Source organism: Flavobacterium sp. PL11, assembly GCF_035985025.1.
Taxonomy (GTDB): domain Bacteria; phylum Bacteroidota; class Bacteroidia; order Flavobacteriales; family Flavobacteriaceae; genus Flavobacterium.
The window spans coordinates 38415-56941 of record NZ_JAXCIA010000002.1; the positions used below are offsets into that span (position 1 = coordinate 38415).

Sequence of the window (18527 nt, forward strand, 5' to 3'; positions counted from 1 at the left end):
TTCAATAGTAAAATATTTTTAAAAAATTCGGCACAACAACGGTATCAAGTTTTCGGAATAAAATTTGATACCGTTATTTTTATTGATGAATTCAATACTTTTAAATAAATAACATGAAATATATTTTTGCATTTATTATTACAATTTTGCTAAACAGTAGCGTTTTTGCGCAAGGGAAAACAATTACACATAAGGTTCAAAAAGGAGAAACGATTACGCAGATTGCTCAAAAATACAATGTGAGTGCAAATGCTATTTATCAACTAAATCCTGATGCTCAAACAGGTTTGAAACCCAATAGTGTTTTAATTATTCCATCAGCTACCGCTCTTAAAGCAGTGGTTGCGGCAACTGAAAACAAAGTGATCACTCATGAAGTACTTGCAAAAGAAACGTTGTATGGTATCGAAAAAAAATTTAATATCTCTGATGAAGTTTTAAAACAAGCCAATCCATTCCTTGAACAAGATGGACTGCAAATAGGTCAGAAATTGACAATCCCTGTTAAAGTTGCAGTAAAAACTCCTATTGTAAAATCAGAAAAAGTAGAGAGAGTGGTTTATCATTATGTGCTGCCAAAAGAAACTAAATATTCAATAGCAAAGCAATACGGAATTACGATTCAGGAATTAGAACTTAAAAACCCTGAGGTGGTTGCAAATTTGCCTGAAGGATTTAAATTGTTAATAAAAGGTAAAGAGGTTCCTAATACTGCTTCTGCAGTTGAAGTGAAAAAGGAAACTCCTGTTTTAGATATAATAAAAAAACCAGCGACTACTAATTATACTATCAAAGCAAAAGAGACTTTATATGGTTTGTCAAAAATGTTTGAAATTTCGCAGTCAGAATTGATAGCGATGAATCCTTTTTTAGCGGATGGTGTTGTTGAAGGTATGGTTATAAAAGTTCCTGTTACTGTTGCAAAGACGATAGAAGTCAAAAAAGAATATGTTGAATTTGCTAAAAAAAGCAGTTCTAATAAAAAGAAATTAGCATTTTTACTGCCATTTAATATTGCAAGAATAGAGGGCGATACGATCAATTCGACGGCAATGCGTTTAAAAAAAGATAAGTTTTTAAACATGACCTTAGATTTTTATGCGGGAGCGCTCATGGCTATTGATTCAGCTAAAGCATTAGGTCTTAAACTTGATATTTCCATATTCGATTCACAAGAAACTAAAAATTCATCAGCTGTTGCTACTATTATTGAAGATAATAAACTACAAGATTCAGATGTTGTAATAGGACCATTTTATCAAAGCAATGTTGAAAAAACAGCTGAATTATTGATAGTAAATCAAGTGCCTGTAATCTCTCCTTTGTCTAAAGATCAAGGAGTGTCTTATAAAAATATATTCCAATCTATTCCCTCAGCAGATGCTGTAAAAAATGCTATGTTTAGTTTTATGCGTGCTAAAAATGGAAATATGATAGCAGTGGTAGATAATAAAAAAGGTTCTATCATCAAATACATTCAAGAAAATCAAAAAGATGTAAAATTTTCTGTCCTTACGGCAAACGGCGGAGTTTCTGCTGAAAATTTGAAAAGTTTATTTGTAAAAGACAGAATAAATTATGTGGTAATGGAAACTGGAAATACACAAATGATTAAAGCTACTATAAATACTATGTTAGGTGCTATGGCGGCATTTAATGTTCAATTAGTAATTTTAGAGCCTAACGAAACATTAGATACAGCTGAAATCAGCATGGTAAATCTTGCAAAATTAAAATTAATGTATCCTTCTGTCTCCCGTGAAAATGAGTCTCCGGAAGCATTATTATTTATAAAAGAATATAAAAAGAAAAATAAAGTGGCTCCAAATGATTTTGCAACAAGAGGATTTGATGTAACTTTTGATACAATGATGCGTTTGTCACAGGATAAAAATTTCTATGAAACCATAGAAAATGCTGCTACAGAACAAGTGGACAACAAATTTGAGTACTATAAAATTGAGAATGGAGGATACGCTAATAAAGGAATTTATATATTGTATTACGATACTGATTTAACTATAAAGGAAGCGAAATAGATTTTCCCTCTTTGCTTTTAAAGTTCAAAGGTTTTAAAAAGCACATATTCCAATGAAATAATAAGTCGGTTTATCTTTAAGGCGGAAGGAAGTTGTACTACAAATGCAGTCAAATTCCTTTTTCAATTTTAGTTTTATAATCCAAAAGTATAAAAATAAATAATATTCATTATGACATCAAAAGTAACTTACTTGGGGGATTTACGCACTTCTTCCATACATATACAATCAGGCACTGAAATCATTTCTGATGCACCACTTGATAACAACGGAAAAGGAGAAGCTTTTTCTCCTACAGATGCCGTTGCAAATGCTTTAGCTAGTTGTATGATGACGATTATGGGAATCAAAGCCAGAGATTTGGAAATTAATTTATTAAGTTCTACTGCTGAGGTAACTAAAATAATGAATGCAGAACCAAGACGTATTGGCGCTATTGAAATAGTTTTTCATTTACAAGGAGTTAATGATCAAAAAAATAAAACAATTTTAGAAAGAGCAGCAATGACTTGTCCCGTTTTTTTGAGTTTACATCCAGAAATTGACAAGCGAATTATTTTTATTTGGAAATAGTATTTGGAAAAAGAGTTTCAATTGAAATAATTAAAAGACCATAATATCGTTTTTTTTACCAATTGAGCCATATAAGTTTTCAATATAATTTTTAATCCTATTGAAAAACATAAGATTAAATGATGTTTTTTTTTGTTTTATAGTAAGTTCATTTAAGTACTTAAATAATTATGGTTAATAGAAACAATAAATTGTTTCTGTTACTTATAAGCTTAAACACAAAATCTAAAATATTGCCGATTTAAAAATAAATTGACAATATTTAAATTTTTATTTAAAGACCTCTTACATCTTTTTTTAAATCAAACGATAAAGCTCAGTTCACGAATATACACTACGAACCACGAACTACGAACCACAAACCACGAACCACGAACCACGATCCACGATCCACGAGTCACGAATCACGAATCACGAACCACGAACCACGAACCACGAACCACGAATCACGAATCACGATTTACGAATCACGAATCACGAATCACGAATCACGATCCACGAATCACGAATCACGATCCACGATCCACGAATCACGATCCACGATCCACGAGTCACGAATCACGAACCACGAATCACGAATCACGAATCACGAACCACGAACTTCAATCCCTAATGGATCAAAACCAAAAACAACTCATCAAACTTGCCCATACAAAAATGCCTTTTGGTAAATACGAAGGGTGGTTTCTAATTGACATACCAGAATATTATATTGTTTGGTATAGCAACAAGGGATTTCCAAAGGGAGAATTAGGAGAGCAATTGAAATTAATTTACGAATTAAAGCTTAATGGTCTTGAAGAGTTGATTCGAAATATAAAAAAGCAATATCCCAAACCACTTTAAATAGTTATTTCAAGAATAACACAAATTATAAGATTCTCAATTTTCTAATTATCGAATTGGCAAATTTTCTAATTTAATTTCTCATTGTCTAATGGTCAAATTCTCTAATTTAATTTGTACTTTTGCGACGTTTTTTACACAACTACAACACATATAACTATACAATGCATCAAACTAAATATATTTTTGTTACTGGCGGTGTGACTTCTTCCTTAGGGAAGGGGATTATTGCAGCTTCATTGGCAAAATTGTTACAAGCAAGAGGATATCGTACTACTATCCAAAAGTTTGACCCATACATTAATGTCGATCCTGGAACTTTAAATCCCTATGAACATGGGGAATGTTATGTTACGGATGATGGCGCAGAAACGGATTTAGATCTAGGACATTACGAGCGTTTTTTAAATGTACCTACATCTCAAGCCAACAATGTAACAACTGGAAGAATCTATCTTTCGGTTATTGAAAAAGAGAGAAGAGGAGAATTTCTTGGAAAAACGGTGCAAGTTGTGCCTCATATCACCAATGAAATTAAGGAAAGAATGCAATTGTTAGGCAATTCAGGTGATTATGATATTATAATTACTGAAATAGGTGGAACTGTTGGAGATATTGAATCGCTGCCCTATATTGAATCTGTTAGGCAATTAGTTTGGGATTTGGGCGAACACAATGCTATTGTAATTCATTTAACGTTAGTTCCTTATTTAGCTGCGGCTGGTGAATTAAAAACAAAACCAACCCAGCATTCGGTAAAAACTTTAATGGAGAGCGGCATAAAAGCCGATATTTTAGTTTGTAGAACAGAACATGAACTTTCAGAAGAGTTACGCAATAAACTAGCTTTGTTTTGTAATGTAAAAAGAGAAGCTGTTATACAATCTATTGATGCTTCAACGATTTACGAAGTGCCAAACCTAATGCTAGAAGAAGGTTTAGATGTAGTGGCTTTGAAGAAATTAGATTTGCCAAAGAAAGCGGCTCCTGATTTAAAAAACTGGAATATCTTTTTAAAGCGATTAAAAAATCCTAAACATACCGTCAACATTGGTTTGATTGGTAAATATGTTGAAATGCAAGATTGTTATAAGTCGATTTTAGAAGCATTTATTCATGCAGGTGCCGCTAATGAAACTAAAGTAAATGTTATTTCAATACATTCTGAACATATTGATGCTAATAACATCAAAGAAAAATTTTCTGGTTTAGATGGAATTTTAGTTGCGCCAGGTTTTGGCGAGAGAGGGATTGAAGGAAAAATTGCAGCCGTGCACTATGCGCGGGAGAATAAAGTTCCATTTCTTGGAATTTGCTTAGGCATGCAGATGGCTATAATTGAATATTCACGCAATGTTCTTGGATATGCTGATGCTAATTCAACAGAAATGAATGAACACACCGCTCACCCAGTAGTCAATTTGATGGAGGAGCAAAAAATTATTACTGACAAAGGAGGCACTATGCGTCTTGGAGCTTGGCAATGTGATATAAAGCAAGATTCATTAGCGTATAAAATATACGGTAAAGAAACGATTTCAGAGCGTCATCGTCACCGTTATGAATACAACAGTAAATATGTTGAGCAATTACAAAATGCTGGATTAATTTCATCTGGTATAAATCCTGATACAGGCTTAGTTGAAATTATAGAGATAAAAGATCATCCATTTTATATTGGAGTTCAATACCATCCAGAATATAAGAGTACGGTAGCCAATCCGCATCCTATTTTTGTAAATTTCATTGCAGCTGCTGTTCAGGCGAAGAAAAAATAACTAGAGACAATATAGTTTCGGTTAACTTTAAATTTAAAACTTTTTTTAACAACAATGGAACAAAAAAAATTTGACCTCAATTCGGTAATAGGTTTTGTATTAATTTTTGGTATTTTGGTTTACATCATGTATCAAAATCAACCAGATCCTAAGGTAATTGCCGCCGAAAAAGCTGAAAAGGAATTGGTCATCAAAGCCGCTAAGACAAAAGAATTACAGGATAAAACTGTTGCTCAAGCTACGCTTGCAGTAGCCACAACTGGTGATTCTACGCAATTAGCGCAATTGCAAAAAAACTTAGGGAATTTTGCTTATTCAGCAACACTTCCATCTGCAAAAGCAGGTCTTACTATTATCGAAAATGAATTAGTAAAACTTACTATTGCTAACAAAGGTGGTTATATTGTAGAGGCTACATTAAAGGAGTTTGAAAAATTTAAAAAAGGATCAGGTCAATTAGTACAATTAATAAAAGACAATAATGCTAATTTAAATATCCAGTTACTTACTAGTGATAACCGAACTTTAAACTCTAAAGACTTGTATTTTGAGCCTACTTTGACAAATATGGGAGCAGATCAAGTTTTATCTATGAAATTGAAAGCTGGAGCAAATGAATTTTTAGAATACAAGTATATATTGAAACCAAATCAATATATGATTGATTTTGATATTCGCTCGCAGGGATTAAATAAAGTTTTGAACACCGCTAAGCCATTGGATTTGGAGTGGGACTTAAAAACAATTAGAAACGAGAAAAGTGTTTCTTATGAAAATAGGTACACTGAAATCTATTTTGAGCATGAAGATGGGAAAATTGACTATTCTGGCTTAGGGCAAACAGAAGAGTCTGATCTTGAAAAGGCTTCTTTTATTGCGTACAAGCAGCATTTTTTTTCCACTATATTATTGACCAAAACACCGTTTGAGACAGCGAAGTTAGAATCAGTGAATTTAGTTGTTGATGATAAAGTTGATACATTATTTACAAAGCAGTTTAAAGCTAATATTCCTCTAGCCTTTACTAATGGAGAATTAGATCATAAAATGAGTTGGTATTTTGGACCAACTGATTACCAAACATTAAATAGTTACGATAAGAATTTAGAAAAAATTATTTCTTTGGGTTGGGGAATTTTTGGCTGGATCAATAGATTCATTTTTATTCCATTATTTGGCTTTTTAAGTACTTATATTTCCTATGGAATTGCTATTATTATTTTTACTATTTTAATTAAAATAGCTATGTCGCCTATTACTTTTAAATCTTTCTTATCTCAAGCTAAGATGAAAGTATTGCGTCCAGAGATTGCTGAGTTGGGAGAAAAATTCAAAAAAGACCCAATGAAAAAACAGCAGGAAACAATGAAGTTATACAACAAGGCAGGAGTAAATCCTATGGCAGGTTGTATTCCAGCATTGATTCAGCTACCGTTTATGTATGCATCGTTTCAGTTTTTCCCATCTGCGTTTGAGTTAAGACAAAAAAGTTTTTTATGGGCAGACGATTTATCTTCATTTGATGAAGTGATTAGGCTTCCCTTTTACATTCCTTTTTACGGAAATCATATTAGTTTATTTCCTGTTTTAGCTTCGATTGCGATTTTCTTTTATATGAAAATGACTTCTGGAGATCAGCAAATGATGGCACCACAACAGGAAGGAATGCCAGATATGGCAAAGATTATGAAAGTGATGATTTATGCTTCCCCTATAATGATGTTATTTTTCTTTAATAGTTACGGTGCAGGATTGAGTTTATATAACTTTATCTCCAACTTAATTACTATTGGAATTATGGTTGTTATCAAAAAGTATTTTATTGATAGTGATAAAATTCACGTTCAAATCCAAGAAAACAAATTGAAAGAGCCTAAAAAGCAAGGTAAATTCCAACGAAAACTTCAAGAAGTAATGGAACAAGCCGAAGCTCAAAAAGCATTAGATAAAAAGAAGAAATTGTAAATTATTTCATCAATAGTCTAATAATACTAAAGGAAATCAAATGAGATAATAATCATTTGATTTCCTTTTTTTTATGACAGTGTTTATCTTTGTGGTTACTTATTGATTGAAAATAGGATTTTTTTTAACAGTGTCACTTTAATTTGTCACGCTAAAAGCGTCTCAAAAACCTATTTCATGTCTATAGATTAATAATATTTTTTAGCAAACACTCACGCCACAATTTGTCACGCTAAAAGCGTCTCAACACTAAAGACCAAATCACAAGAAATTAGTTTCTACTTTAACACATCTGAAAAAAAATCTATCTCAATCAATATAAATACTTATCTAAACCATTTAGAAAATTTAGAAAAATTAAGCGCAGTTCAATCTAAAATTAATTTAACTCCCTTAATGATTAAAAAAACCTGTTACATGATTGTATTGTCTGTAATATATTTTGCCAAACTTTCCCGCCGCAAGTTGTCACTCTGGCAGCGTCTCAACATTTAGCAGCGCTTTTTATCGAATTTGATCTACTAAAAGCACAGTAAAATATCGTCTATAACATTTAATCATTGACTGTACTAAAACCAGTACGATCAGTGTAATTTTGCATTTCAATGGATATAAAATAGAGAAAGATAAATGCACAATTTGCGGAACAAGAGAAGAATGTAAATAATTTTCGCTTGCAAAAAAGCGCTTAAATAAATTGAAATTTATTTAAGCGCTTTCCAAAAAAATTAAAAACCATGCTAATTAAAACTAGATACAATTTTTAATCTATAAAAATTATAAGTATTAAAATGTTGGTAATAATACTTTATCAAGTACATGAATCACACCATTAGCACACTGTACGTCGGTAGCTACAATTGTTGATACCCTTGTTCTCGCATCTCTAATTTTAGCACCGCCAGCTAGTAACACTGTAAATGTTTGAGCCGGAGCTAAAATAGGGGTTACTACTTGTCCTTCAGTTAATGAAGCGGCTAAAACATTTGCTGGACTAACTACGTGATATTGTAACACTTTTGTTAGATTTGCTACAGAAACGCCCGCAATTCCTCCTGGTGCAAGTTCAGTATTTAACGCTGTAAACGCGGCGTTATTTGGTGCAAAAACAGTAAACGGTCCTGTACCAGCTAGTATTGTTGTAAATGCGGGTTGTCCTGGTCCTGTTAAAGCTCCTACAAGTGAAGAGAAATTTGGATTTGCAGTTGCATGTGTAACAATAGTTGGTAAACCAATCACTGCATCTACCACATGAATAACTCCATTAGAAGCCATTACATCAGCTGTTGCTACTTTAGAAACTCCATTTAATTTAACACCTGAGGTTAAATCAACATACATACTTAAATTATTAGTTGCTGATGCGGCTCCTTTAGCTAATGTTTTTACATAACCAGCCTTAAGATCAGTTGATTTCACAGCACCACTTACTACATGATTTAATAAGATTTGTGTAAGTGCATCCTTTGGTACATCATTAATAGTTGCATAAGGAGTAGTTTTTAAAAACGCAGTGAATGCTGCATCTGTTGGAGCAAAAACGGTATATGGACCAGCTCCTTTTAATGTATTCGCTAGATCAGCTCTAGTTAAAGCTTGTACCAAAATTTTTAAATTTGGATTTTTAACTGCAATTCCCGTTATTGTATTGTCTACTGGCATTACCGGATCATCATCATTGTCACATGAAATGAATACAGCTGCAAACAGAGCTAATGCAATAATTTTGAATTTTGATAGTTTTTTCATAATAGTTTTTTTAATTAATAGATAGAAGTTGTGATTCTGTTCATAAAAGTAGAGATAAAGTTAAACAAAAAATAAAATATTGTATAAAATTTGATATTTGTTTAAGTGTTAAAAATGAGATAATTAGCTAATTGCAGCAGTAAAGTAGATATTATTAACTTATTTTTTAATCTCAAATAAAAAATAAAGTTAAACAAGAATTAGTGATACCGTTTTTAACGAATATTGTTTTATTTCTAAGATGATTGTACGTGGTTTGTAATTTAAAAGTAATGGACAATTATATCTTTGTAATAATTTGAATTAATTTTGACAAATAATAAAGCAATCAAAATATGAAAGTTAAAAATAAAAGGATAGCAATTTTATATGTAACTCTTATGCTATTAATAAGCACAGGGTTTAGTAATGCACAAACGAATATTAATCAATTTGATGAACAAGGCAAGAAACATGGACTTTGGGTAGGCTTCTATAACGAATCAAAAAGACCTAAATACGAAGGTGCTTTTGAGCATGGCAAAGAAAGTGGGCTTTTTAAATTTTACGATGACACTAAAGCTAAGTCTTTAATTGCCACGCGAGAATTTAATGCCAAAGACAATTCAGCCTATACCATATTTTATGATCAAAAAGGTAATAAAGTAAGTGAAGGCAAAGTAGTCAATAAATTGTTTGAAGGAGAATGGAAATACTATCATCAAGCCGCTAAAAGTGTAATGACACTTGAGCATTATAAAATCGGAAAATTAGAGGGTGTTCAAACGACCTTTTATCAAAGTGGCAAAGTAGCAGAAGAAATAGTGTATAAAAATAATTTAAAAAATGGCGTTTATAAAAAATACACTGAAAATGGAACTATTCTGGAAGAATCTAATTTTGTAAAAGACAACTATCAAGGGACCGCGGTTTTTAGAGACGCTAATGGAGAAGTGGTTTCCAAAGGTGTTTTTACAAATGGACAAAAAACTGGGATTTGGCAATTTTATGATAAAGGAGCTTTAGTAAAAGAAGTAAATATGAGTATTTCGCAGAATGAAATAAAGACAAAAAAATAATGGTAGCTATATTTTTATCCTAACGATCTCAATTTTTGATTTTAAATATAGAGGCTATTATTTTACCACTACTATTTTAATAGAATAAAAAAACGGCAATCAAAGTATATTGATGGCCGTTTTTTATTGAATTAATAATAGGTATTATTTTGAAGTGAAAATTCTAGGACTGAATGAAACCATTACCCAAACCCAGTTATTAGTGTCTGCTGCATTGGCAACAGTCTTAACACGTTCTAAAGTTGAAGAGGAAAACATTTGAGAATATCCGGCCATAGCAACAATATCTTTTCTAACAGTATATGTAGCTGTTAAATCAATCTCTGTTCCTAAATAAGCATCCATCTTTTGACTAGTTGCGTCTAAAACCGTATTTGGTGCATTAAAGACATGTGGTATAAAGGCAAATTGCCATTTATTAGAGATATAATTTAATTTTAAATAGGTATCATTTAAACCAACATTATTTTGATGGTTTCCTACATAAAAATAGTCCATGAATCCGTTGAACCCATGATTGGTCCCAAAAATAGGGAGAAACGATTTACTATCTGAACTGAAATCATTTTGATCTTTTCCAGAAAGGAATTCGTGCCCTAATCCTGCTTTAAATTTTTTTGAAGTTGCGTATCCAAAGTATGCTCCAGCATACCAAGAATTTACTTTTCTGTCAGCAGATTCTCCTGTTTGACCATAAAGACCTACATTGATATCCCATTGTTTTTCTTTGAAAGTGAGGTAAGTCCCAAAAGTTTGTTTATAATCTACTTCTAGATCCGTAAGTGTTTTTTGAAATTCATAACCCGTATTCAAAAACAATAAACTCATTCCTACTTGGTTTAATTTCGTGTGATACCAAGCGTATTGCATGGTTTTATAGTTTGTTGTATAAGGCGTTTTAGAGGCAAGTAAATTTTCTGCATTGGAGTTTAGCGCAAATCCTAAATCTAATTGATTGTTTTCACGATGGAATGTTATCAAGGCCGCATCATGACTTTGGCCTTGTTGTGCCCAATCGATTTCTCCAAATATTCGCTGATTATCATAAGAAATAACTTGACGGCCAATGCGAGTGCTCCATTTCGAATTTAGCTCATATTCTGCCCATGCTTCAAAAACAGCAATTCCATTTTTGTCTGTTGTTGCCGTTGTAGTTGCATCTCCCCAAGTGCGGATATTTTGAAAGGTAATCTTAGTTTTTAGCTTTTCATAATTGTAATTCAAATTAAGACGAGAACGTTGTGACACAAATGCAGTGGCTTTCTCGTCATTAGCAATTAAATTTTTATAACCGTTTCTATATTCAAATCTCGGTCTCAGTTGTAAATTAGCTTCAAATTCCTGTGCGTGACTTGCTATGCCTATCATCGCTAGAAATGATAAACTAATTTTTTTTAGTAAATTCATGATAGTTTAATTTAACTTTTGCGCTTCCTCCGAAATTTTATTTATGGTTTGATCTGAATTTACTCCTAATCCTTCTTGTTGATAAGCTAATTCCCCTTCGGCATTAAAAACGGAGATAATATTAGAATGGGAAAAATCTAAAGGAGCGATTTTTTTATAATTTACCGCTAAAACTGCAGCAAACTCACGAGTATTTTCCTCTGTAGAACGTAAAAAAAGCCATTGATCACCATCCATTTTGTTTTCAATTGCAAAGGCTTTTAATCTTTGTGGCGTATCTACCTCAGGATCTATGCTTACCATGACAAATTGTACATTGTCTTTAATTTTTTCTGGGATTCGCTGTTCAATATTTCTCATATCAGCAACAAGTCTCGGACAAGCAGCTTTACAAGAGGTGTAAATCATGACCATTACTAATACTTTGCCCTTTAAATCTTTCATTTCTAAATTTTTGCCATTTTGATCAGTCCACTTTGATGGTAAATTGTAAATAGAAAGTTCTGTGATAGGTGAATCAATTTTGGATTTTGTTTCAGCTTTATTATTACATGAGTAAAATAAAATGGATAAAGAACATACTATCAATAAACATGATTTGTTACTAATAAATCTAATTTTTAAAATGGTTTTTATCTTTTGTAAAATTGCTGAAGTATAATAAATGGGTGTCATTGTTTTGATTTTTTAATGAAATAAAAGGCTATTTTTTATCTTTTGCGCAACGAAAACCTAAATTCTTGGTTGTATATTTAGCTTTTAAACTTCCCCTAAAAGCGTAACGCATAAAGGCAGCGTAATTCATTAAATCAGTTGCATTTACTGATGCGCTTCCGCAAAATAAATCTTTATCAGTATCTTTATCTTTTCGGGATTCGCCCGATAGGAAGATACTATTAAAATCAGAAGTCCATTCCCAAACTAATCCATGCATATCATAAACGCCCCAATAATTTTTAAATGTTTTTCCCACAGGATTTGCATAAGTATTAGGTTTTTCATACCAAGACATTATATATCGATTAAAGCTCTCCTTGCTACGTGCATCGATTCGCTTTTCATCGGCCATAGCAACAAATTCCCACTCATCCATTGTAGGCAGACGTCCACCCTCACATTCACAGTATTTTTTAGCAGCAAACCAAGAAATATTAGTAACAGGAGCATTACTTAAATTTGATTTACCATAATCGAAATCACTTGCCCATTGAGATAAATAACTTTTATCAGCAAAAATTCCTTTCATTTTAGAGCGGCTATTTTCTGGAAATTTTTTTAGAAATGCTAGAAATTCTGCATTAGTCACAGGATAGACATCGAGATAGAAACTCTTTACTTCAACCGGTGTTTTAGTAGTGGCACCATAAAGGGGAACAAAAGTTCCCCCACTTATAGTTACCATTTTAGCTTGTTGAGCAGATAGCGATGTTGCTATAAATAATAGAATTAATACTATCTCTATTTTTCTTTTTAACATGGCTCTTTTTTTTAAATTGTAAAAACTTTATTTTCTTTGTGCTTTAACCATGGCAGGAGTTACAATAGTTTTATTGTTACCCCAGTTTGCGTAAACATAAGTCATAACGTCAGCCGCTTGTTGATCATTAAGGGTTTGTACAGGCATCTCGCCATTATACTTTTTACCATTTACAACTATAGGTCCTTTAAGTCCTTTTACAACTCCTTTGATTGCGCGATTGACATCTTTATTTAAATAGTCTGATTTGGCTAGTGGAGGGAAAGCACCTGGAATACCTAAACCAGTAGGTTGGTGACAAGCAATACAAACTTGATTGTAGACTTTTTTACCTTTTTCTATATTTTGACTGTACCCTTGGAAAGCCAAGGCAATCATTGCGATTGAAAAAACATATTTTTTCATAATTTATTTATTTTTGTTAAAATTATTGTCATTTTGTTATTCGTGAATATCTTTCACTTTTTGAACTGGTTTAGCTCGTAACGCTTTTACTTTGTCTGCAGTAACTACAGTTTTATTATTTCCCCAACTGTTATATACGTATGTTAATACATCAGCTACCTCATCATCGGTAAGATTTTGGCTTGTCATAACATTGTTGTATTTTTTAGCGTTTACCGTAATTTCACCACTTAGTCCGTGTAGCACAGCAGCTACAGCTCTATCCGTATTAGCATTCAAATAATCTGATTTTGCTAATGGAGGGAAAGCGTTAGCAACTCCTTGACCTTCGGTTTGGTGACATGCTGAACAAGTTCTTCCATATAATGCTTTGCCTGAAGAGATTTGATCGGCCACTGTTTTTACTCCAGTGCTCTTAGTTGTTGTAGCAACCTTAGGCATATTTTGGATAGTTCCACCTTCTGGCAAATAGATTCCTTCTTGTATGGTTCCTGAATATACTTTCTTGTTTTCATCGCCTTCCACTTTCAGCATTCCCAAAGCTCCTTTGTTAAAAGCTCTAAAAATAGAGTGATCTACCAGTATATATGTCCCAGGAACCTCAACTTTGAACTCCACTATTGCGGCGCCACCTGCTGGGATTAAAGTAGTTTGAACATTTTTATTGATTAAATCGCCACCTTCAACGTGTACTCTGTCAAATATTTCACCAATAGCATGAAAAGAAGAAACTAAATTTGGACCACCATTACCCATAAAAATACGTACTGTTTCTCCTTTTTTAGCAGTCAATGCTTTATCTCCTGTTAATGCACCTACTTTTCCATTAAATACCACATAGTCCGGTTGTTCTTTGATAGCTTTGTCCATATCAAATGGTTGGTTTCCAGGATCTCCATAAGCACCTTTAGTGTAGAAATCACCCTGCATAATGTAATATTCTTTATCAACGGGAGGTAATCCGCCTTCTGGTTCTACTAATATTAATCCATACATTCCGTTTGCTATGTGCATTCCTACTGGGGCTGTTGCACAATGATATACATACAAACCTGGATTTAATGTTTTAAAATTGAAAACTTTTTCGTGTCCTGGTGCCACAAGTGATGATGTTGCTCCTCCACCTGGTCCAGTTACGGCATGTAAGTCAATGTTATGAGGCATTTTATTATCTGGGTGGTTTTTTAAATGAAATTCTACTTCATCGCCAACACGTGTTCTAATAAAACTTCCTGGTACAGATCCACCAAATGTCCAATAGGTATACTTTACACCGTCTACCATTTCGCCTTCTTTTTCTGTGATCTCCATATTAACGATGAGTTTCATCGCAGGACGATCTCCAACTGGTGCTGGGACAAATGGCGGAGCAGTAAGCTCTGCTGTTTTTTGACCATCGATCTTTATGCTTTCATAGTATTTAGCATCTTTTTCCTGATCTTTATTGCAAGAGAACAGTGTAATGGAGAGAAAAAATGCGATGGCAATTAGCTTACTTTTCTGTTTGAAATTGAATTGCAAATTCATAATAATAATGTTTAAGTTTATCTTGATTTATAGTGTAAAATTAAAGGATACATACATCCTTTATTATGATATTTATCATGTTATTAACTTTTTTTTATTAATTGTTTATAGCTAAAATTATAACCACGATAATTAATAATAAAACAGAAAGCAAACTAATTTTCCAAAATGAATTTGCTTCTTTTAATTCCATGAATTGAAAAGCTACTAAAATAAATTTTATCGCTGAAAAACTCATAATCAAAGAAATAACAACTGAACTTATCGTAAAATAATTTGAAATTAGTGCTGTGCTTACGGTTAATAAAATTAGAAATACGTAGCTAAGTAGAAGTGATTTTTTCATATTTTAGTAAATTAAATAAAGAACAGGAAATAATAAAAGCCAAATTAAATCACACATGTGCCAGAAAGCGGCGCAAGCTTCAACATCTACTACTTCTGTATCAGAATTTTTGTTCATCATTCCGTTGTTTGTCCAGATTAAAATAACTAATCCCATAAGTACATGAAGTAAATGGAATCCAGTTAAAAGCCAATAAAAAGCATAGAATGTATTAGTGTCTACTGTAATTCCAGATTCAATTTTGTGATAATATTCGACACTTTTTAATATTAAAAACAACAGTCCCCCTAGCATCGTTAATTTAAAATAAAAAGAGGATTTTTTTAAATTTTTCTCTTTAAATTCGTGTACTGCGAGTGCCATAAAATAACCGCTCGTTAAAAGGAAAACGGTATTTATAGCGCCAAATGTGCTATTTAGCTGCATGCGAGATTCATGGAACAATGCTGGCTCTTCATTTCCGTATATAACAAATGCGATTAACGCCATCCCGAAGGTAATAAGCTCCAGAAATATGATGATCCACATCAGGATTCCTCCTGGTGGAAAATATAAATCTTTATAATTGATTTTAAGTGTTTCCATTTTAGTTTTTTAAGTTTAGATTATTCCCAATCTAGTAATCGTTTTTCGCCTTCAATTTTTTTGATATCGGTAATATCTTGTGACATTTCAATAACGCCTTTGTAATTTTTATCAGTATCTCTAACAGCAAAATATCGAATGTAAATCAACCGTTCTTTGAAATTAATCCAAAATGAAGATTCACTTTTAGTTCCTTTTCTAAATTCCTCTAAGATTTTGAGAACAGTATCAACACTTTTTGGCGGATGACAAAACTTCACCTCACGACCTATAATTCCAGCACTACGCGGAAAAACACGTTCTTCGCCACGATTATAAAAAATCACTTTGTCATTCTCGTCAACATAAGTAATATCTAAAGGCATGGTTCTAAAAAGTAAATTCACTTGTTCTACGGTCATGTAACCTTCATCATAATGGGAAGTGTTTTCAAGCGAAAACGGCATTTCTCTCTGAGTAAAATCTTGACTTGGATGAATATATTCTTGGTGTGGATAAGCAACAGGAGGCTGTGAGAGCATCCAGCCAATTTCTTCTTCGCCAGCACGCATCGTAATCCAATCGTTCTCTTGTAATAAATCGAGTGCATTAGGGAATAAAACGGTTTCTTCTACATTTAACAATCTGTTAATTCCATCGACTAAAAATGGAGTATTGCTATTTATTTTTTCTGTATTATTAGTTTTTAGATAATAACGAATCAAGCGAAACTGTTCTCTTAAATTATCATGAAAAGACCACATTCCTTGAGAAGGTCCGTTCCAACCTTTTTTTTCCAAAAAAGGAAAAAGCTGATTTTCTTTTCGTGCAAATCGTTTTTCAATTGTACAAAGCTGGTTGAATATATTGGTGTATTTCTGTATTTCTTGAGTAGGATCTGTAGCACTCAATTCTTCTAAAAGAGTGGTGATAATCTCTTTTTCTTGAAAATACACCTGAATTGGGTGTCCTTCTGGAAGTGCTACGTTATTTGAAATATCGTTCATTATATGTTTATTTTTGATGTTTAATTTTTTCATACAACTTGACCATTGATTGCAATAATTCAACTGGAGTTGTCAGTATTTGATAATGATTTTGCCCAAACATCTGCGGTAAATAATACTTAGCTTGAGCTTCAATAGCTAAGGCATAGGAATTAATATTTCTTCGGTTTAATTCTCTAAGCGCTTGCTTTACATCGCTCACACCATATTTGCCTTCATATTTATCATAATCATTAGGTTTTCCATCTGAAATTAAAATAACCCATTTGTTTTTTGTATTTCTGGTGTCTAGTCTTGCCCCAGCATGTCTTAATGCAGCACCAATCCTGGTGTAACCGCTCGGTTCTATGGCGCCAATTTTATGCTTGGCAGTATTCCAATTTTCATCAAATTCCTTCACAGTGAGATAAGTAGAAAAATTGCGTGTTTTGGAGTAAAAGCTATCAATAGAAAAATCAATATTAAATTCATTTAGGATTTCTCCAAAGAGGATAGAGACTTCTTTCTCTACATCAATCACACGGTTCCCTGCGGCATAACCATCACTAGAAAGGCTAATGTCGAGCAAAATCAATATCGATAAATCTTTATCTTTTTTTCGGTTCGAAATATATACGTTTTCAGATGGGGTTCGTTTTGAATGTACATCAACATATAAATCAGTAATCGCATCAATATCAAATTCATCGCCTTGCAATTGCCGTTTTTGTTGTTGCATACGATTATTAACATTGGTCAACATTTTACGCAAGCCTAATAATGTTGAAGCATTTTTTGCTATTGTTTTTTTGTAATAATCGCTGTCGGTTTTCTGTTGTGATTTAGGATACACTTTACAAAAATTGTCTTTATATATACGTTTGCTAAAATCCCATTCGTTGTAAGTAAGATGAAATCCTTTGGAATCAATCTCGGCACTTTCAGAAATGGAAGTGTTCTCTACAAAGTCCGATTGATACACAGAATGTGCCGTATCATCGACGCGAACTGTATATTTCATATTTAATTCTTCAAGAGCCTCTTGATGCTCTTCTAGTTCGTCAGAACCATCAAAGTCTCGCCATGTTCCATTAAATTCTTCGGCAGTTTCTGCTTTTTCAAAATTGTGAAGTAACACATAATCTTCTTGTTGCTTTTTGTCTAATTCAACGGTTATGACTTGTTCCACCGCATTTGACTTTAGGGTAGTTAGCGGTTTATTGTCATTTGCTTTTTTAGTTAAATCAGAGAAATTTTCTAAAACCGAATCTGATTTGATCTCTTTGTCATTTTGCATCCATTTCCCATATATCCATGAGAAATCAGTAGCTTTATTTGCCGTTGCTTTTTCCGAATAATGCTGTTTTAATTGGTCATAAAATCTCTTATCAATAGAAAATTCTTTAAACAAAATATCTAGAATTTCTTCTGATGTTTCAAATGCTTTTTGTTGGGATAGCAGCAGGGACTGCTCATTTTCTGCTGAAGTCCAGTTTAAATTCAAACGCTTTTGCACACTTAAGTATAGTATTCTAAAAAGATAATAAGTGAAGTTATCTTTTTTTGTAGGCAACTCACTAAAAGAAATGGGAAGAAAAAAATTGTTGTTTCTATAACCTCCTTCTCGTTCCGCTGGAAAAATTTCAATTGGATTTCCAGTTAGAGCTCTGGCTAAAATAGTCAGTCTGGATTTGACATTGTCTAGAGTAACCGTTCTAGCAATGATTTCAGGGCTTGGTTTTTTACTTTTTTTTAAGTGCTTAAATAACTTCCCTACTATATATTCATCTATTTCGAATCCCATATT

At 32.7% G+C, this 18527-nt stretch carries 15 protein-coding genes and 1 pseudogene; 6 read left to right on the plus strand and 10 right to left on the minus strand.

Annotation, left to right across the window (positions count from 1 at the left end; genetic code table 11):
• The first annotated feature begins 113 nt into the window (after positions 1-113).
• The 5 genes from RCH18_RS01720 to yidC all read left to right on the plus strand — a co-directional run bounded on the left by RCH18_RS01720 (position 114) and on the right by yidC (position 7201).
• Positions 114-2039, plus strand: a complete 1926-nt coding sequence (locus tag RCH18_RS01720; RefSeq protein WP_326935040.1) for a LysM peptidoglycan-binding domain-containing protein — start codon at positions 114-116, stop codon at positions 2037-2039.
• A 171-nt stretch (positions 2040-2210) separates the two neighbouring features.
• Complete coding sequence (locus RCH18_RS01725) at positions 2211-2612, plus strand: OsmC family protein (protein ID WP_326935041.1); 402 nt, start codon at positions 2211-2213, stop codon at positions 2610-2612.
• Positions 2613-3224: 612 nt separating this feature from the next.
• Positions 3225-3458, plus strand: a complete 234-nt coding sequence (locus tag RCH18_RS01730) for a DUF3820 family protein (protein WP_326935176.1) — start codon at positions 3225-3227, stop codon at positions 3456-3458.
• Positions 3459-3622: 164 nt separating this feature from the next.
• A complete protein-coding gene (locus RCH18_RS01735) occupies positions 3623-5236 on the plus strand; it encodes a CTP synthase (protein WP_326935042.1) in 1614 nt (537 codons plus the stop codon).
• A 54-nt stretch (positions 5237-5290) separates the two neighbouring features.
• Positions 5291-7201, plus strand: coding sequence for a membrane protein insertase YidC (gene yidC / locus RCH18_RS01740; protein ID WP_326935043.1), 1911 nt, complete (start codon positions 5291-5293; stop codon positions 7199-7201).
• A 786-nt stretch (positions 7202-7987) separates the two neighbouring features.
• On the opposite strand, the gene RCH18_RS01745 is transcribed toward yidC, so the two are convergent.
• Positions 7988-8950: a fasciclin domain-containing protein gene (locus tag RCH18_RS01745; protein WP_326935044.1), complete on the minus strand. Its 963-nt coding sequence runs from the start codon at positions 8948-8950 to the stop codon at positions 7988-7990.
• A 335-nt stretch (positions 8951-9285) separates the two neighbouring features.
• Between RCH18_RS01745 and RCH18_RS01750 the strand changes: the two genes are divergently transcribed.
• The gene (locus RCH18_RS01750; protein WP_326935045.1) at positions 9286-10008 is read left to right on the plus strand and encodes a toxin-antitoxin system YwqK family antitoxin; all 723 of its coding nucleotides are present in this window, start codon (positions 9286-9288) and stop codon (positions 10006-10008) included.
• 144 nt (positions 10009-10152) lie between these two features.
• Here the strand turns inward: RCH18_RS01750 and RCH18_RS01755 are convergent, their stop codons facing one another.
• The 9 genes and pseudogenes from RCH18_RS01755 to RCH18_RS01795 all read right to left on the minus strand — a co-directional run bounded on the left by RCH18_RS01755 (position 10153) and on the right by RCH18_RS01795 (position 18524).
• Positions 10153-11415, minus strand: coding sequence for an alginate export family protein (locus tag RCH18_RS01755; RefSeq protein ID WP_326935046.1), 1263 nt, complete (start codon positions 11413-11415; stop codon positions 10153-10155).
• Between the two features lie 6 nt (positions 11416-11421).
• Positions 11422-12090 (minus strand): SCO family protein, encoded by a 669-nt coding sequence (locus tag RCH18_RS01760; protein ID WP_326935047.1) that lies wholly within the window; start codon positions 12088-12090, stop codon positions 11422-11424.
• Between the two features lie 28 nt (positions 12091-12118).
• Positions 12119-12892 (minus strand): formylglycine-generating enzyme family protein, encoded by a 774-nt coding sequence (locus RCH18_RS01765; protein WP_326935048.1) that lies wholly within the window; start codon positions 12890-12892, stop codon positions 12119-12121.
• Positions 12893-12919: 27 nt separating this feature from the next.
• Positions 12920-13243: pseudogene (locus RCH18_RS01770) on the minus strand (c-type cytochrome); the annotation flags it as partial.
• Positions 13244-13333: 90 nt separating this feature from the next.
• Positions 13334-14824, minus strand: a complete 1491-nt coding sequence (gene nirK, locus RCH18_RS01775; protein ID WP_326935050.1) for a copper-containing nitrite reductase — start codon at positions 14822-14824, stop codon at positions 13334-13336.
• Positions 14825-14921: 97 nt separating this feature from the next.
• A complete protein-coding gene (locus RCH18_RS01780; protein WP_326935051.1) occupies positions 14922-15170 on the minus strand; it encodes a cytochrome C oxidase subunit IV family protein in 249 nt (82 codons plus the stop codon).
• Between the two features lie 3 nt (positions 15171-15173).
• On the minus strand, positions 15174-15755 hold the full coding sequence (locus RCH18_RS01785) for a cytochrome c oxidase subunit 3 (protein WP_326935052.1): 582 nt from the start codon (positions 15753-15755) through the stop codon (positions 15174-15176).
• 20 nt (positions 15756-15775) lie between these two features.
• Positions 15776-16741: a DUF438 domain-containing protein gene (locus tag RCH18_RS01790; RefSeq protein WP_326935053.1), complete on the minus strand. Its 966-nt coding sequence runs from the start codon at positions 16739-16741 to the stop codon at positions 15776-15778.
• Between the two features lie 7 nt (positions 16742-16748).
• The gene (locus tag RCH18_RS01795) at positions 16749-18524 is read right to left on the minus strand and encodes a nitric oxide reductase activation protein NorD (protein ID WP_326935054.1); all 1776 of its coding nucleotides are present in this window, start codon (positions 18522-18524) and stop codon (positions 16749-16751) included.
• Positions 18525-18527: the final 3 nt, after the last annotated feature.

Bases quoted from the DNA above. Each gene is read 5' to 3' on its own strand.
- RCH18_RS01720 (WP_326935040.1), top strand. From the start codon at position 114: ATGAAATATATTTTTGCATTTATTATTACAATTTTGCTAAACAGTAGC.
- RCH18_RS01725 (WP_326935041.1), top strand. From the start codon at position 2,211: ATGACATCAAAAGTAACTTACTTGGGGGATTTACGCACTTCTTCCATA.
- RCH18_RS01730 (WP_326935176.1), top strand. From the start codon at position 3,225: ATGGATCAAAACCAAAAACAACTCATCAAACTTGCCCATACAAAAATG.
- RCH18_RS01735 (WP_326935042.1), top strand. From the start codon at position 3,623: ATGCATCAAACTAAATATATTTTTGTTACTGGCGGTGTGACTTCTTCC.
- yidC (WP_326935043.1), top strand. From the start codon at position 5,291: ATGGAACAAAAAAAATTTGACCTCAATTCGGTAATAGGTTTTGTATTA.
- RCH18_RS01745 (WP_326935044.1), bottom strand. From the start codon at position 8,950: ATGAAAAAACTATCAAAATTCAAAATTATTGCATTAGCTCTGTTTGCA.
- RCH18_RS01750 (WP_326935045.1), top strand. From the start codon at position 9,286: ATGAAAGTTAAAAATAAAAGGATAGCAATTTTATATGTAACTCTTATG.
- RCH18_RS01755 (WP_326935046.1), bottom strand. From the start codon at position 11,415: ATGAATTTACTAAAAAAAATTAGTTTATCATTTCTAGCGATGATAGGC.
- RCH18_RS01760 (WP_326935047.1), bottom strand. From the start codon at position 12,090: ATGACACCCATTTATTATACTTCAGCAATTTTACAAAAGATAAAAACC.
- RCH18_RS01765 (WP_326935048.1), bottom strand. From the start codon at position 12,892: ATGTTAAAAAGAAAAATAGAGATAGTATTAATTCTATTATTTATAGCA.
- nirK (WP_326935050.1), bottom strand. From the start codon at position 14,824: ATGAATTTGCAATTCAATTTCAAACAGAAAAGTAAGCTAATTGCCATC.
- RCH18_RS01780 (WP_326935051.1), bottom strand. From the start codon at position 15,170: ATGAAAAAATCACTTCTACTTAGCTACGTATTTCTAATTTTATTAACC.
- RCH18_RS01785 (WP_326935052.1), bottom strand. From the start codon at position 15,755: ATGGAAACACTTAAAATCAATTATAAAGATTTATATTTTCCACCAGGA.
- RCH18_RS01790 (WP_326935053.1), bottom strand. From the start codon at position 16,741: ATGAACGATATTTCAAATAACGTAGCACTTCCAGAAGGACACCCAATT.
- RCH18_RS01795 (WP_326935054.1), bottom strand. From the start codon at position 18,524: ATGGGATTCGAAATAGATGAATATATAGTAGGGAAGTTATTTAAGCAC.